Here is a 13248-nt window from a genome sequence, read left to right as displayed (position 1 = left end):
CAGGAGGCGACGACCATGGGACTTCTCGACGTCATCAACGGCATGAGGAACGGCCCGCACGGCGACACCAGCCACAGCGGACCTGCACCGACGGCGGCCAACGACAAGGGCGGCATGTCGACCATCACCATGGCGATCCTCGGCCTGCTCGCCTACAAGGCCTACAAGCATTTCGGCAGCGGCGGCGCCCCGGTGCCGCAGGCCGAGACCAACGCGCCACCATGGGGACCGGGCCGCACCGGGCAAGCCGGCCAAGGCGGCCATGTCGACGAGTCGAGCGGCGGGCTCGGCGGCGTTCTCGGCAAGCTCGGGGGCCTGCTCGGCGGCGGCGCCGCAGGCGGTGCGCTCAGCGGCGGCCTGAAGGATCTGGTCGACCAGTTTCACCAGAAGGGCAAGGGCGAGGTCGCCGACTCCTGGATCGGCAAGGGCCCGAACAAATCGATCTCGGCCCGCGACCTCGCCGACGCGCTCGGGCCGGAGCGCATCGACGAGCTGGCACGGCGCACCGGCATGTCGCGCGACGCGTTGCTCGAGGAGCTCAGGCACCGGCTGCCCGAAGCCGTCGACGAGGTGACGCCGGACGGCCGCCTGCCGACCGAGAAGGACGTCCACCGCTGGCTGTGAGGCCGGCCTCCGGATCAAACCGAGATGTCGAACAGCCTGGCCGCGTTGACAGCCTTGAGCTGCGCCTGCGCGGCCTTCTGCTCGCTCTTCGTCAGGACCGTGCCCTCCGACGCCTTGTCGAGGTAGGTCGTCCTCACGCTGCTGCTGCTGTCGGTGTCGGTTCCGGTGAGGTACTGGAGGTAGGTGCTCAGGGTCGAGCTGCTGATACTGGACGTGCTCATCGCGGACCTCGCTCGCATCGTGAACGACATCATCGGGATGACACGTGCGACGTCGCCCGTATCAGGCGCCCTCTTTGGCCCGGGACCTCTGTTCCGGGCCTGCGGTTCGGGATTGCCTTAAGACCGCGTTGCCGCCGGCAAAGTCTTTCGACCGGTTGGGTTGCCCGGGCGCACCGGGCGGCGCGGCGCGGCGATCCGCTACACCAAGGCAGGGGTCTTGCGGCGGAACGGCACCACGAACAGGGCGGCGACCGGCACGTGCAGCAGCACGCCGGCGACCAGGAGCCCGCCGATCTCGGCGCCCGACAGGGCGCCGCGGGAGACCTCCGTGGCGAACACCCAGATCGTGAACGGCAGGAACAGCACGATCGAGGTGACGAGGCCCGGATTGTAGCCGCGGAACCGCACCGTGGTGCCGATATGCGACAGCGCGTTGACGAAGGTCAGCCCGACCCAGCCGAGGCCGAGCCAGCGCAGCGCGTCGGGAAACAATGCGGCGAGGGCGATGGGCAGCCAGACCCAGCCGATGTTCACGAGCGCGACGCCACCTTCGTCGACCGGCCAATCGTCGCGCCCGCTCTTGAACACATGCGCATTGGCGTACTGGCGAAAACCGCCCGGCCACAGATGCTCCTCGATCTGGTGGACCATGTAGACGACCAGCAGGGCCGCGAACATGGCGCGCTCGCTCGCCGGATCGGCGTGGAACAACACGAGCCACAGGGCGGCGCCGACGACGGCGAGAATCGGTAGGCTCTTCTGCCAGCCTTCGGCGATGCGATGCATGGGGGACACGGGGGATCCTCTCGGTCTCGACGCCGGCGGTTGCGGCAGGGCTGAGCGGTGGAGTAGCCGAGAGACGCTAGCACACGCCTGACGAATGCTCGGTTAACGCGGGCGGCCCTTGGCCCTCGCCGGTTGCCGCGTCATTTCTTCTTGCGTCGCACCGCAACCATCGCGGCGCTGTGCAGGCGTTCCGGCCGCGCCCGGGTCGCGGCGGCTTTCGATTGCCCTGGAGCACGCACGGACCTGGACCGCGCCGCCACCGCGCTCGCCGGCTTCGGCGCCGGCTCGGCGGTGCCGCCGGCGAGCGCACGAAACCGGCTGCGGCACCACGTGCCGCTCGCTGTCGCGATGCCGGGCCGATGCGGATCGATCGTCAGGAGGCCACAGCGGATGTCCGCATCGCTCATGCCGTCGAGGACGAGGCCGAAGTCGGCTTCGCCGACCGCGATGTAGACGTTGCGCAGCGCGCCGAGGTCCGTGGCGGCGATCATGATCTGCTTCGCCACGAGACGCTGCGCCGTCCTGCGGGCCTCGGCCGCGACGTCGCCGAAGGCCGCCGCATGCGTGCCGATGCTGCGCAGCACGGCGAAGCCGTCAATGGCGAGCGACATTCAGGATCTCCTTGGTCTCGTCCACCAGGTTGCGCATCACGGCGACGACCTGCGGGCCCCATTTCCGGGAGAACGGCACCGGCTCGTCGATCGACCCGAGCGCCTTGGCGACGTCGGCACTTTCCGGGATCTCGGTCTCGTAGACCCGGAATGCCGGCCGCTTGGCCGAGCCTTCGTTGCGGATCATCGCGGCGAAGCGGTGGTGCAGTTCGACCTGGCGCCTTCGCGTGATCAGGACATGCGGCGAGCGGGCCTTCGGCTTGCTCTCGAAATGGCTCTTCTCGGCGAGCTCGCCGCTCCAGATGCTGTTGCAGAAAGCCTGCAGCCCGTAGGTCGACAACGCATCCGGGATGGTGGGCACGATCACCATGTCGGCGAGCCGGATCGTGACCTCGGTCAGGATGGAGATCCCCGGGCCGCAGTCGATGAGGACGTAATCGAACCGGCGTCTCGCCCGACCGAGCTCGCGATCCATCACCATCGAGAGGTGCTCGACGATCTCGTCGAGGCTCATCTTGGCCCTGGTCAGCCGGTAGAGAATCTTGGTCTCGGTGCGCCGCAGCTCGACGCTGGAGGCCAGCAGGGCGATGCCGAGCTGATGCCCGCGATGCGTCACGGTGCTGATGTAGTTGCGGATGTAAGCGTCGAGCTCGCGGGACTTCCGCTTGAACAGAACGTCGTTGAGGAAGCCGTCGATGGTCTGGCCGTCGCGGATGAGTGCCGCGAGCGGTCCGTCGCCGGCCAGGCAGGACGACGCATTCGCCTGGGCATCGAGATCGATCACCAGGATTTTCGCATCGACATCATCCGCGGCGAGCGCCTCGGCGAGCGCCACCACGGTGGCGGTCTTGCCGACGCCGCCCTTCATGTTGGCGATCGTGATGACCTTTCCGGCCACGCCGAACCCCTCCGAAACGAGCTCCTCCGGCTCGACGCCACGGGCCGCTTCGACGGCCATCCGGCATCGATCGGAACGCGACACTGCAGGGCGCCCCTTCGACCAGCCCCGGCTCTCCTCGGCCGTCGGGAACGGCCGGGCAAATGCCGGGGCGTAATGGCAAGCGACGCCTCGCGACGATGTAACTCTCATCGTCGTGATTCTGGAACGGGAAACGACCGCGGACGGCCCACGCAAACGACTGGCGAACCGAGACTTTTTATCTAGTATGACAGTTTTTCAACAACGACTTGGCGGCCGGTGGTCGGGCGCCCCGACGCAAGCGACGACCGCCACGGCGATGTCGGGCCCCGATCGGCGCGGCGAACCGCCGTCGAGCGGCCGCGGACGCCCTGCCCCCTCGCGCCGTAGCGAGGGAGCAGGCCGCGATCGCTCAGGCTGCCGTCTTCAGGGATGCCATGTCGACGACGAAGCGGTACTTCACGTCGCTCTCGAGCATGCGGGCATAGGCCTCGTCGATCTTCTGGATCGGGATCATCTCGATGTCCGACGTGATCCCGTGCCGGCCGCAGAAGTCGAGCATCTCCTGCGTCTCGGCGATGCCGCCGATCAGCGAGCCGGCGAAGTTGCGGCGCTTCCAGATCACGCTGAAGACATTGACCGCGAGCGGCTTCTCCGGCGCGCCGACCTGCACCAGCGTGCCGTCGCGCTTCACCAGGCCCAGATAGGCGTTGATGTCGTGATCGGCCGCGACAGCGTCGACGATCAGGTCGAAGCTCTCGGCATGCGCCGCCATCGCGGCCTCGTCCTTGGACAGCACCACCTCGTCGGCGCCGAGCCGCTTGCCGTCGGCGATCTTGCCGGGCGACGTGGTGAACAGAACCACATGGGCTCCCAGCGCATGGGCGAGCTTGACCCCCATGTGGCCGAGGCCGCCGAGCCCGACGATGCCGACCTTCTTGCCCGGCCCGGCCTTCCAGTGGCGCAGCGGCGACCAGGTGGTGATGCCGGCGCACAGCAGCGGCGCCGCGGCGGCGAGGTCGAGGTTCGTCGGCACCTTGAGCACGAAGTCGTGATCGACGACGATGTGGCTCGCATAGCCGCCGAAGGTGTGGCCGCCGCTCTTCTTGTCCTCGCTGTTGTACGTGGCCGTGAAGCCGTTGTCGCAATACTGCTCGAGCCCGGCCTTGCAGCTCGGACAGGTGCGGCAGGAGTCGACCATGCAGCCGACCGCTGCGACATCGCCGACCTTGAAGCGCGAGACCTTGCCGCCCACTGCCGTCACCCGGCCGACGATCTCGTGGCCCGGCACACACGGATAGAGCGAGTTGCCCCACTCGCCGCGCGCCGTGTGGAGATCGGAATGGCAGACGCCGCAGAACAGAATCTCGATCGCCACGTCGGTCGGGCCGGGGTCGCGGCGCTCGAACGTGAAAGGGGTGAGCCGCTTGTCGGCGGCCTCGGCCGCATAGCCCGTGCAGGTGAACATGTGGTGCTCCGAATGAAGACCGCCCACGCGCCGGAGGCTCGGCGGGACGTGTCGACCCGCGAAAGGCCTACCGGAGCGTGCCGGGGGGAGCGGCCGGGAGGCCGCCGGTTCCAGAGCCTCATCAATGTAGTCGCGCACCGCAGTTCAAGGGGCGGCGCGGCATTCCGGATCTGCATCGGCGGATCGAAGGCGAGGCGCGGCCGCGTCCGATCACGTTGGGATTTCAGCGGAAAACGTGCCCGGCCCGCATCGTTGCGGCGCGCACGGTCCCGGCCGCATGCGGACCGCGCACGGCCGAGACTGCCAGGCGTGTCGGGCGATGCCGGCTTCAGGCGCGCCGCGCCGTGGCAGAATCGATCTTCTTGGCGATCACGATCGCGGCCGGAATGGCGACGATGAAGCCGACCGCTGCGGCGATCGGGATCAGGCTCATGCCCTGCGCGTAAAGGGACGGCACCGTCACGATGACGACGACGAGGGCCCCGGCGAGCGTGATGCCGAGCATCATCCAGATCAGAACTGCAAGCTTCAGCATGTGTCGGATCTCCACCTGACCCGACGGGCTATACGCCGGTGGTGTGCACCGACGCTTGACCTGGATCAACGCAGCTTCAGGATCCACGGCGAACGCTGCCGATCGCCAACCGGCCGTTGCGCTGCGACGTTATTATATTCGAATAAACGTATATCATAAACGCGGCGGCGGCCGGTTCGAGGAGCGGATCGCAGTCGATGCAAGAAGGAGCACCGATGCCTGACCCCGCCGGCCACCGCGGCGTCGCCGAGCACGATCCGCGCAACAGCGGTCCGATCGGCGCCTTCCGGCCGAAGCCGGTCACCGAGGAGGGCACGCGGGCGCTGTTCTCCCGCCTGCTGCCGCGCGCATCTGCCGCCGACGTCGAGGCGCGCGTGCAGCGCGTCATGGCGCAGATCGCGGCGGGCCCGATCAAGCCGCCGTCGCCGCTCAGCCAGCCGCTCGCCGAGGTCGCCGACCCGTATTACGGACTCGGCACGCATCCCGACATCATCGACGTGATGTGGCGGCTGGATGCGTCGCTCCCGCAATCGTGCCGCTGGGTGTTTTGGGGCGGGCCGGCGCTGGTGCATCCGGACACGGGGATCGTCTTCGTGGTCGGCTACGGCACCATCGGCTTCGTCATGCGGCTGCCGCCGGCGGTCCTCGCCGAAGCCTCGGCCGAGCAGGCGCCCGTGACGGTTCCCGGCACCGGCAAGCAGGTCTTCGACATCTCCGGCGCGGGGCCGGAATGGCGCTTCATCCGCTCCGAGGCGACCGGCCAGAAGTGGTGCCGCGCGGCCTATGATTTCGCCGGGGAGCCGGCGCCGTGAGCCCGTCAGCGCCGAGCGATTTGTCGCGCTGCCGTGTCGCGCTGGCGGGATGCTGGACGACGGCGGAGCGCACCGTGTGGTCGGCGACGGCGGCCTGCGAGCAACCGATCGTGCGGGTGAGCCTCCTGATCTCCGACGGCACCGCGCAATGGTCGAAGTCGACCCGGCTCGGCCCGGAGGCCGAGGCGGTGCGGCTCGCGCTCGGCGTCGACCCGGCCGACCGGGCGCATGTGATCATCGCCTGTGGACCCGCGAGCCCACCGGTCCGGCTCGCCGCACCCGATGTGCGCCCGCCGCTGGCCGACGAGATCACCATCGAGACCGGCGTGGTGACGACGCTCTGCCGTTTCGACAGCGCGCCGGTGGTCGAGATCGCCGTGCTGTTCCTGGCGACCAGCGACGTACGCTTCGGCCGCAATCGGCTGTGGCGCCTCGCCCCGTCCCGCGCAACTCACGTCGAGGAGCCGCTGCGCGGAATTCTGTGCGGCGGGCGCTCGAGCGAATGCAGGTGGACGGGGTGAAAAGAGCGGATGGTGCGACCAGTTCGTAGGATGGGTTGAGCGCCATCGAAATCCATCACCAATCGCACCCCGAAAGCGATGGGTTTCGCCTTCGGCTCGAGCCATCCTGCGAACTCCCGGCTTGCGATCGGACCAAAAATGCCCAAGTCTTCGTTGCACAGCCGCTGAACGGATGCCGTCGATGCCAGCACGCTCGCTCACCGTCACCCTGCCGGCAGATCTCGCCGAGATGGTCGAAAGCAAGGTCGCGTCCGGCGCCTATGCGTCGGAAAGCGAGGTGGTCGGCGACGCCCTGCGGGCGCTCGACCGGGAAACTGCCGCCCACGACGCGGCGCTGCGCCGGCAGGTCGAAACGTCGCTCGCCGACCCGCGGCCGCCGGTCCCTGCCGAGGGGGTTTTCGGCCGGCTGCGAGCCCACCACGTCCAGCAGCGGGCCTGACCATGACCACATCGCATACCTACGCGGTCCTGCTCGAACCCGAACCGGACGGCGGCTTCACGGTCCGGGTGCCGGCGCTTCCCGAGATCGTCAGCTATGGCGAGGACGAGGCGGAGGCGCTGGCGATGGCGGAGGACGCCATCCGCCTGGTCGTCGAGGATCGCTTGGCGCGAGGCGAGCCCGTGCCGGACGACGCCAAGCCGCGCATCCACGAGGTGACAGTGACGCTCGCCGCATGACCCGGCTGCCGGCGGTTCGATCCCGTGAGGTCGTCCGCGCACTCGAACGCGCCGGGTTCGTCGTCACGCGGACCTCGGGCAGCCATTGTCGCTTGGTGCACGGGAACGATCCGGCGTGCGCCGTCACGGTCCCGATCCATGCCGGGCGGGACATCAAGCCCGGGACATTGCAGGCCATCCTCCGCCAGACCGGACTGACGGTCGACGAGTTGAAGGAGCTGCTGTGAACGCAGGCGAGCCCGTACGCCGCGATGAGCGCAGTTCGTAGGATGGGTTGAGCGGCAGCGAAACCCATCACATAAAGGTTCCGCGCAAAGATGGGTTTCGCCTTCGGCTCTCCCCATCTTACAGTAGTCGTAGGGTGAGCAAAGCGAAGCATGCCCATCGTTTTTGCATCGTGATCACGTGGGCACGGCGCGGGCGCGCCTTTGCCCGCCCTACGCTTGCTTCGCTTCGTAAAGCCTCGCCCTATCCGCGCTTTCGCGTCAGCGCGAGCCGGCCGGCGATCAGGCGGTCGAGCAGGCGGTCCGGCAACAGGCGCGGCAGCCAGAAGTCCATGAGCGGGCGGGCCGTCACCACGTAGCGGCTGCGCGGACGGCGCGCCGTCAGCGCCTCCAGCACGACATCGGCGACGCGTGTCGCCGGCAGGGCATGCGCCACCGATCCGGCGAAGTGCGCCGTCATGGCCGCGACGGCGTCGCGATACGGGGTCGCCGCGTAGCGGCTGCCGCCGAACGCCAGCCCCTTGTCCCAGATCGGCGTCGCGATCGGTCCGGGCTCGACGATCGCCACGTCGATGCCGTGCAGCATCAGCTCGCGGCGCAGGCTGTCGCACAGCGCCTCCAGCGCGTGCTTGGACGCCGCATAGGCGCCGACCAGCGGCGCCGCAATCCGTCCCGACACCGAGCTGATGGCGACGATGCGGGCCGGCCCGTCGCCGACCGGCAGCATCAGCGGCACGAAGGCCTGCATGGTGGCGACCGCACCGATGACGTTCACGTCGAAGGTCTCGCGGATCTCGTCGAGCGGCTGATGGAGCAGCGGTCCCGGCAGCGCAATGCCGGCATTGATCACCAACGCGGCGAGCCGGCGTCCCGCCAGCGCGCGCTCCACCGTTTCGCGCGCCGCGTCGAGCGACGCCGGATCCGTGACGTCGGCCAGGAGCGCGGTGGCGCCGGGCGGCGCATCCTCGATCCGCCGCACCGTGGCGAAGCCGGTCCATCCGGCGGCGAGCAGCCGCACCGTGACGGCCCGACCGATCCCGGTCGATGCGCCGGTGACCAGAAACGCCGGTGGAAGGGCCGTCACTCCGCCGCGGTCCGCGCCCCGCTGCCGTAGCGGCGCTCGATATAGTCGATCACCATGGTCTTGAAGTCGGCGGCGAGCGTCGGCCCGCGCAGGGTCGCGACCTTCTTGCCGTCGACGAAGACCGGCGCGGTCGGGGTCTCGCCGGTGCCGGGCAGCGAGATGCCGATGTCGGCGTGCTTGGATTCGCCCGGGCCGTTGACGATGCAGCCCATCACGGCGACGTTGAGGGACTCGACGCCCGGATAGCGCGTCTTCCACTCCGGCATCGAGGTGTGGATGAAGCCCTGGATCTCCTGGGCGAGCTCCTGGAACGTCGTCGAGGTCGTGCGCCCGCACCCCGGGCAGGCGGCGACCAGCGGCACGAAAACGCGAAAACCCATGGTCTGCAGGAGCTCCTGCGCGACCTTCACCTCCAGGGTGCGGTCGCCGCCGGGCTCCGGTGTCAGCGAAATTCTGATCGTGTCGCCGATCCCCTGCTGGAGCAGAATGCCGAGCGCGGCCGACGACGCGACGATGCCCTTCGAGCCCATGCCGGCCTCGGTGAGGCCGAGATGGATGGCGTAGTCGGAGCGCGAGGCCAGCACCTGGTAGACGGCGATCAGATCCTGCACCGAGGAGACTTTTGCCGACAGGATGATGCGGTTCCTGGGCAGGCCGATCTCCTCGGCCCGGCCGGCCGAGAGGAGCGCCGACTGCACCATCGCCTCGCGGGTCACGGCGCGCACGTCGGCGGGGTTCGGCAGCTTCGCGTTCTCGTCCATCAGATGGGTGAGAAGCTCCTGGTCGAGCGAGCCCCAGTTGGCGCCGATGCGCACCGGCTTGCCGTGCTTGATCGCCATCTCGACGATGGAGGAGAACTGCTTGTCCTTCTTCTCCTTGAAGCCGACGTTTCCGGGATTGATGCGGTACTTGTCGAGCGCCTCGGCGCAGCCGGGGTGGTCGGCCAGCAGCTTGTGGCCGATATAGTGGAAGTCGCCGACGATCGGCACGTCGAGGCCCATCTTCAGCAGCCGCTCTTTTATGTGCGGCACTGCGGCGGCGGCTTCGTCGCGGTCGACCGTGATGCGCACCAGCTCGGAGCCCTGGCGGGCCAGCGCCGCGACCTGGGCGACCGTGCCGGCGACGTCGGCCGTGTCGGTGTTGGTCATCGACTGCACGACGATCGGCGCGCCGCCTCCCACCGTGACGTTGCCGACCTTCACGGCCACCGTCTTGCGGCGCATCGCCGGCGAAGCCTGATCGCTCATCGAAAAACTCCCTTGATCGCGCGCGGAGTGCCAGACCTGCACGCCGCCGTCAACGCGGCCGATTCACCAGCACGAGGCCGGCCACCACCAGGCCCGCCGCCGCGGCGAAAGGCCAGTCTATAGCATCCCCCAGCACCACATGCCCGGCCAGAACCCCGAACAGGGGGGTGAGGAACGTGAAGGCCGAAAGACGGCTGGCCGAATAGTGCTTCACCAGGGCGAACCACAGCCCATAGGTGATTCCGACCACCCAGATGGTTTGATAGGCGAGCCAGCCGACCGCAGCCGGGCGCGGGGTACCGCCAAGGCTCTCGCCGAACACCAGGGCCGCCACCACCAGGATGGGGATGGAGACGACGAGCTGGTAGCCGAGCGTCTTTTCGGGGGCGATCTGGACCAGCCGCGTGCCCTTGATGACCAGGGTGGTGGCGGCCCAGCCGAGCCCCGAGGCGAGCAGCAGGGCGTCGCCGAGCAGTGTCGGGGTGCCGCCCGGCACCGCCAGCCCGGATCCGCCCGCGCCCGCCCCGGCGAGCTGCGGGCTGCCGATCGCCACCACGACCCCGAAAAAGGCCAGCGCCAGCCCGAACCACTGCAGCGTCCCGAGCCGCTCGCCCGGCAGCAGCCAGGAGCCGCCCAGCGCCACCCACAGGGGGGCGGTGTAGAGGAAGATGGTGCCGCGGCTCGCCGTGGTCAGCGGCAGGCCGCGATAGATCATGATGAACTCGATCCCGAACAGCGTTCCGGCGGCGAGCCCCGGCAGCAGGCTGCCGTCGCGCGAGAGCAGCCGCACCCGCCGCGCCCAGGCCCAGGCGAGCAGCATCGCCAGCGCCCCGGAGGAGCGGATCACCCCCTGGACCAGCGGCGGAATGTCGGGCAGCGCCGCCTTGATGGCGACCTGGTTGAGGCCCCAGCTCAGGCTGAGGGCGATGATGGTCGCGGTCGCGAGCGCATCGAGCGGGCGGGCGTGGGGGGTCATGGACGCCTTGTCGGGTGCCGGGCGGAACCTGGGTCTGCCGCCCCCGGAGGGAAGGTTTTTCACGCGAGGCGCCGAGAGCGGCGCGCGGCCGGCGCCTCAGGCGCGCCCGCAATGGGCGCACACGCCGGTCACCTCGATGACCGAAAGCTTGGGGGAGAACCCCATCGCCCGGGCCGAGGCCGAGATGGCGTCGGCGATGGCCGTGGCCGGCACCTCGCCGACGGCACCGCAGCGCTCGCAGATCAGGAAGGCGACCAGCGCCCCGCTGGCATGGCTGTGGGCGCAGGCCAGGAAGGCGTTGCGGCTCTCGATCCTGTGCACCAGCCCCTGGGCGACCAGGAAGTCGAGGGCGCGGTAGATGGTGATCGGCGCCGGCCGTGGCCCGCCGGGCGCGACGAGCTCGAGGATCTCGTAGGCGCCGAGCGGCTTGTGGCTCCCGGCCAGGATCGACAGCACCTGGCGGCGCATCGGGGTGAGCCGCTCGCGGCGTTCCTTGCACAGCGCCTCGGCATGCGCCAGCACGGCCGCGCTGCAGCGGGCGTGGTCGTGATCCGGGGACGGGAAGGTCGCGGGCTCAGGGGCCGCCGGCATACGGGTCGCGGGCATGCCGTCTATTTATCGGCTCCGCCGGCGTTTTTCAAAGGCGCACAAATGAAGCATGCGCGATGCGAGTGACAATTAGCGCGGATGAGCCTCCTCATCGCCACATTATCGAAATGTAGTATCCCACAAATGCCACAGCAAAAACCGGCGCAATCAACGAAAGAGAAATAATTAACCACAAGGCAGCACGCCCCTTTGCCGTCAAGGAGAACTGCCAAAGCTTCATATTAACTTCCGGGGGCACATCCATCTCGTCGCTCTCCTCGCGACTACTTCCCCCCGCGAAGATGGTAAATCGAACCCCGGGAATTTGAAACTGGCTGCACCCGTCATTCTGCTAAATCTAAGCGTGCCGTTGCAGAATGGCAACAATCATCGTGCATTAAGGCCACACCGACTTTGACGGTGTTAAAGTCCGATCCCTTGCCAAGACCTCCTGGGCCGATTATCAGGGAGCCGCGTCGCCGCAATAGCTCAGCTGGTAGAGCACATCATTCGTAATGATGGGGTCGGGGGTTCGAATCCCTCTTGCGGCACCAGATACACGCCCGACATCCGACCTTCATCGAAACGACGAGCGATCCGGCTATCGCACGGCCGCGTGGTCGATGGCTTCTGCGACGCTCGCCGCCACTGCTGCCTCGCGCCGGCACGGCCCTGGCCGCCCGCCCCCCTCACCCGAATCGCGTCGGCTGCTGGGTCGCGGCCAGGACGGCTTGCCAGATCGGCCCTTCCGGATCGAGCTGCTTGACGCCCGACACGATGAGCGATGTCGGCACGTGGACGAACGTCCCGTGAATGAACCCGACCACCACGCCGGTCCGGCCGGCCATCGCGGCGTGCACGGCCTGGCGGGCGAACTGGTCGCACAGCACCGCGTCCTCGCAGTTGGCGGCGCAACTGCGGATCTGATAGCCGGGATCGAAATAGCGCAGCGTCAGCGGCATCTGCACATCCGCAAAGTCGCGCCGGACGGCTTCGGCCAGGAACGGGCCGATGTCCTGCAGCTTGACATTGCCCGACGCGTCGGTGGTTTGCGGCACCATCGAGAACAGATCCTGGCCGGCGCCTTCCGCCACCACCGCGACGGCGTGTCCGCGCTCGGCGACACGGCGTCGCAGCGCCGCGAGAAATCCCTGCCCGCCGTCGAGCCCGAACGGCACCTCGGGAACCAGCGTGAAATTCACGTCCTGGCTGGCGATCGTCGCACCCGCGGCGATGAATCCGGCGTGGCGGCCCATCAGCTTGACCAGTGCGACGCCGTTCTCGACGCTGCGCGCCTCGTTGTGGGCGGCATCGATCACCCGCCGCGATTCCTCCAGCGCCGTGAGATAGCCGAAGGTGCGCGCCACATAGCGGACGTCGTTGTCGATCGTCTTCGGAACGCCGACCACGGCGAGCGCGTGACCGCGCGCCTTGCACGCCTCGGAGAGCGCGAAGGCGCCGCGCTGGGTGCCGTCGCCGCCGATGCAGAACAGCACGTCGATCCGGCGCCGGATCAGATTGTCGACGGCCGCGTCGATCTCGACCGGGCCCCGCGAGGTGCCGAGCACCGTGCCGCCCTGCTGGTGGATGTCGTCGACGCTCGCATGCGCGAGCACCATCGGCTCATGCCCGTTTTTCGGATCGAGGCCGCCATAGCCCATGCGGAAGCCGATCACCTCGGCGACGCCGTAGCCGGCGATCAGCTCGCGCACCAGCGAGCGGACGACATTGTTGAGCCCGGGGCACAGCCCGCCGCAGGTGACGATGCCGGCCCGCACCCGGCGGGGATCGAAGAACAGCCGCTCGCGCGGCCCGGCGAGCTCGAACAGCGCGCCCGGATCGTAGGCCACGCCCGCCCGCTGCAGGATTTTTTCCGGGATACGGTCGTCGTCGCTGACGAAGCCGCCGCGGGGGGATGGAAACCGACAAGGGCCGAGACTCGTGATCGTCATGA

The 13248-nt window shown here is 68.7% G+C and carries 18 protein-coding genes and 1 tRNA gene; 7 read left to right on the top strand and 12 right to left on the bottom strand.

Annotated elements, in window-relative coordinates; all coding sequences use genetic code 11:
• The first annotated feature begins 15 nt into the window (after nucleotides 1–15).
• Nucleotides 16–624 (top strand): YidB family protein, encoded by a 609-nt coding sequence (locus tag HXX10_RS05120; protein ID WP_296520458.1) that lies wholly within the window; start codon nucleotides 16–18, stop codon nucleotides 622–624.
• Between the two features lie 14 nt (nucleotides 625–638).
• Here HXX10_RS05120 and HXX10_RS05115 read toward each other — a convergent pair whose 3' ends face one another.
• The 6 genes from HXX10_RS05115 to HXX10_RS05090 all read right to left on the bottom strand — a co-directional run bounded on the left by HXX10_RS05115 (nucleotide 639) and on the right by HXX10_RS05090 (nucleotide 5164).
• Complete coding sequence (locus tag HXX10_RS05115; protein ID WP_296520457.1) at nucleotides 639–845, bottom strand: hypothetical protein; 207 nt, start codon at nucleotides 843–845, stop codon at nucleotides 639–641.
• A 198-nt stretch (nucleotides 846–1043) separates the two neighbouring features.
• Nucleotides 1044–1631, bottom strand: a complete 588-nt coding sequence (locus HXX10_RS05110; RefSeq protein ID WP_296520567.1) for an HXXEE domain-containing protein — start codon at nucleotides 1629–1631, stop codon at nucleotides 1044–1046.
• A 140-nt stretch (nucleotides 1632–1771) separates the two neighbouring features.
• Nucleotides 1772–2242, bottom strand: a complete 471-nt coding sequence (locus HXX10_RS05105; protein WP_296520456.1) for a hypothetical protein — start codon at nucleotides 2240–2242, stop codon at nucleotides 1772–1774.
• On the bottom strand, nucleotides 2226–3200 hold the full coding sequence (locus HXX10_RS05100; protein ID WP_296520455.1) for a ParA family protein: 975 nt from the start codon (nucleotides 3198–3200) through the stop codon (nucleotides 2226–2228). The genes HXX10_RS05105 and HXX10_RS05100 overlap by 17 nt, the downstream gene beginning before the upstream one ends.
• Nucleotides 3201–3573: 373 nt before the next feature.
• Nucleotides 3574–4629: an NAD(P)-dependent alcohol dehydrogenase gene (locus HXX10_RS05095; protein ID WP_296520454.1), complete on the bottom strand. Its 1056-nt coding sequence runs from the start codon at nucleotides 4627–4629 to the stop codon at nucleotides 3574–3576.
• A 328-nt stretch (nucleotides 4630–4957) separates the two neighbouring features.
• Nucleotides 4958–5164 carry a hypothetical protein gene (locus tag HXX10_RS05090; protein WP_296520453.1) on the bottom strand — a complete coding sequence of 69 codons (207 nt, stop codon included), beginning with the start codon at nucleotides 5162–5164 and terminating at the stop codon, nucleotides 4958–4960.
• A gap of 215 nt (nucleotides 5165–5379) precedes the next feature.
• On the opposite strand from HXX10_RS05090, the gene HXX10_RS05085 reads away from it, so the two are divergent.
• The 5 genes from HXX10_RS05085 to HXX10_RS05065 all read left to right on the top strand — a co-directional run bounded on the left by HXX10_RS05085 (nucleotide 5380) and on the right by HXX10_RS05065 (nucleotide 7402).
• Complete coding sequence (locus HXX10_RS05085; RefSeq protein WP_296520452.1) at nucleotides 5380–5976, top strand: hypothetical protein; 597 nt, start codon at nucleotides 5380–5382, stop codon at nucleotides 5974–5976.
• A complete protein-coding gene (locus HXX10_RS05080) occupies nucleotides 5973–6497 on the top strand; it encodes a hypothetical protein (RefSeq protein ID WP_296520451.1) in 525 nt (174 codons plus the stop codon). The genes HXX10_RS05085 and HXX10_RS05080 overlap by 4 nt, the downstream gene beginning before the upstream one ends.
• A gap of 181 nt (nucleotides 6498–6678) precedes the next feature.
• Entirely contained in the window at nucleotides 6679–6936 is a 258-nt protein-coding gene (locus HXX10_RS05075; protein ID WP_296520450.1) for a type II toxin-antitoxin system ParD family antitoxin, read from the top strand.
• A gap of 2 nt (nucleotides 6937–6938) precedes the next feature.
• A complete protein-coding gene (locus tag HXX10_RS05070) occupies nucleotides 6939–7175 on the top strand; it encodes a type II toxin-antitoxin system HicB family antitoxin (RefSeq protein WP_296520449.1) in 237 nt (78 codons plus the stop codon).
• A complete protein-coding gene (locus HXX10_RS05065; RefSeq protein ID WP_296520448.1) occupies nucleotides 7172–7402 on the top strand; it encodes a type II toxin-antitoxin system HicA family toxin in 231 nt (76 codons plus the stop codon). Before HXX10_RS05070 ends, HXX10_RS05065 begins: the two co-directional genes overlap by 4 nt.
• Before the next feature lie 241 nt (nucleotides 7403–7643).
• On the opposite strand, the gene HXX10_RS05060 is transcribed toward HXX10_RS05065, so the two are convergent.
• The 5 genes from HXX10_RS05060 to HXX10_RS05040 all read right to left on the bottom strand — a co-directional run bounded on the left by HXX10_RS05060 (nucleotide 7644) and on the right by HXX10_RS05040 (nucleotide 11559).
• Nucleotides 7644–8483: an SDR family NAD(P)-dependent oxidoreductase gene (locus HXX10_RS05060; protein WP_296520447.1), complete on the bottom strand. Its 840-nt coding sequence runs from the start codon at nucleotides 8481–8483 to the stop codon at nucleotides 7644–7646.
• Nucleotides 8480–9730, bottom strand: a complete 1251-nt coding sequence (ispG, locus tag HXX10_RS05055) for a flavodoxin-dependent (E)-4-hydroxy-3-methylbut-2-enyl-diphosphate synthase (protein ID WP_296520446.1) — start codon at nucleotides 9728–9730, stop codon at nucleotides 8480–8482. The genes HXX10_RS05060 and ispG overlap by 4 nt, the downstream gene beginning before the upstream one ends.
• 49 nt (nucleotides 9731–9779) lie before the next feature.
• The gene (locus tag HXX10_RS05050; protein ID WP_296520445.1) at nucleotides 9780–10706 is read right to left on the bottom strand and encodes a DMT family transporter; all 927 of its coding nucleotides are present in this window, start codon (nucleotides 10704–10706) and stop codon (nucleotides 9780–9782) included.
• Between the two features lie 96 nt (nucleotides 10707–10802).
• Nucleotides 10803–11312 carry a transcriptional repressor gene (locus HXX10_RS05045; RefSeq protein WP_296520444.1) on the bottom strand — a complete coding sequence of 170 codons (510 nt, stop codon included), beginning with the start codon at nucleotides 11310–11312 and terminating at the stop codon, nucleotides 10803–10805.
• Nucleotides 11313–11403: 91 nt separating this feature from the next.
• On the bottom strand, nucleotides 11404–11559 hold the full coding sequence (locus HXX10_RS05040; RefSeq protein ID WP_296520443.1) for a hypothetical protein: 156 nt from the start codon (nucleotides 11557–11559) through the stop codon (nucleotides 11404–11406).
• Nucleotides 11560–11772: 213 nt separating this feature from the next.
• Between HXX10_RS05040 and HXX10_RS05035 the strand changes: the two genes are divergently transcribed.
• Nucleotides 11773–11848, top strand: a tRNA-Thr gene (locus HXX10_RS05035).
• 135 nt (nucleotides 11849–11983) lie between these two features.
• On the opposite strand, the gene HXX10_RS05030 is transcribed toward HXX10_RS05035, so the two are convergent.
• The gene (locus tag HXX10_RS05030; protein ID WP_296520442.1) at nucleotides 11984–13246 is read right to left on the bottom strand and encodes an ATP-dependent 6-phosphofructokinase; all 1263 of its coding nucleotides are present in this window, start codon (nucleotides 13244–13246) and stop codon (nucleotides 11984–11986) included.
• Nucleotides 13247–13248: the final 2 nt, after the last annotated feature.

This window comes from Rhodoplanes sp., assembly GCF_013377085.1.
Classification (GTDB): Bacteria; Pseudomonadota; Alphaproteobacteria; order Rhizobiales; family Xanthobacteraceae; genus Rhodoplanes.
Note: the sequence above shows the minus strand (reverse complement) of the source record. Positions and strands in the feature narration are given on the sequence as shown.

Coding starts and splice junctions, on each gene's coding strand:
- HXX10_RS05120 (WP_296520458.1), top strand. CDS start 16: ATGGGACTTCTCGACGTCATCAACGGCATGAGGAACGGCCCGCACGGC.
- HXX10_RS05115 (WP_296520457.1), bottom strand. CDS start 845: ATGAGCACGTCCAGTATCAGCAGCTCGACCCTGAGCACCTACCTCCAG.
- HXX10_RS05110 (WP_296520567.1), bottom strand. CDS start 1,631: ATGCATCGCATCGCCGAAGGCTGGCAGAAGAGCCTACCGATTCTCGCC.
- HXX10_RS05105 (WP_296520456.1), bottom strand. CDS start 2,242: ATGTCGCTCGCCATTGACGGCTTCGCCGTGCTGCGCAGCATCGGCACG.
- HXX10_RS05100 (WP_296520455.1), bottom strand. CDS start 3,200: ATGGCCGTCGAAGCGGCCCGTGGCGTCGAGCCGGAGGAGCTCGTTTCG.
- HXX10_RS05095 (WP_296520454.1), bottom strand. CDS start 4,629: ATGTTCACCTGCACGGGCTATGCGGCCGAGGCCGCCGACAAGCGGCTC.
- HXX10_RS05090 (WP_296520453.1), bottom strand. CDS start 5,164: ATGCTGAAGCTTGCAGTTCTGATCTGGATGATGCTCGGCATCACGCTC.
- HXX10_RS05085 (WP_296520452.1), top strand. CDS start 5,380: ATGCCTGACCCCGCCGGCCACCGCGGCGTCGCCGAGCACGATCCGCGC.
- HXX10_RS05075 (WP_296520450.1), top strand. CDS start 6,679: ATGCCAGCACGCTCGCTCACCGTCACCCTGCCGGCAGATCTCGCCGAG.
- HXX10_RS05070 (WP_296520449.1), top strand. CDS start 6,939: ATGACCACATCGCATACCTACGCGGTCCTGCTCGAACCCGAACCGGAC.
- HXX10_RS05065 (WP_296520448.1), top strand. CDS start 7,172: ATGACCCGGCTGCCGGCGGTTCGATCCCGTGAGGTCGTCCGCGCACTC.
- ispG (WP_296520446.1), bottom strand. CDS start 9,730: ATGAGCGATCAGGCTTCGCCGGCGATGCGCCGCAAGACGGTGGCCGTG.
- HXX10_RS05050 (WP_296520445.1), bottom strand. CDS start 10,706: ATGACCCCCCACGCCCGCCCGCTCGATGCGCTCGCGACCGCGACCATC.
- HXX10_RS05045 (WP_296520444.1), bottom strand. CDS start 11,312: ATGCCCGCGACCCGTATGCCGGCGGCCCCTGAGCCCGCGACCTTCCCG.
- HXX10_RS05040 (WP_296520443.1), bottom strand. CDS start 11,559: ATGGATGTGCCCCCGGAAGTTAATATGAAGCTTTGGCAGTTCTCCTTG.
- HXX10_RS05030 (WP_296520442.1), bottom strand. CDS start 13,246: ATGACGATCACGAGTCTCGGCCCTTGTCGGTTTCCATCCCCCCGCGGC.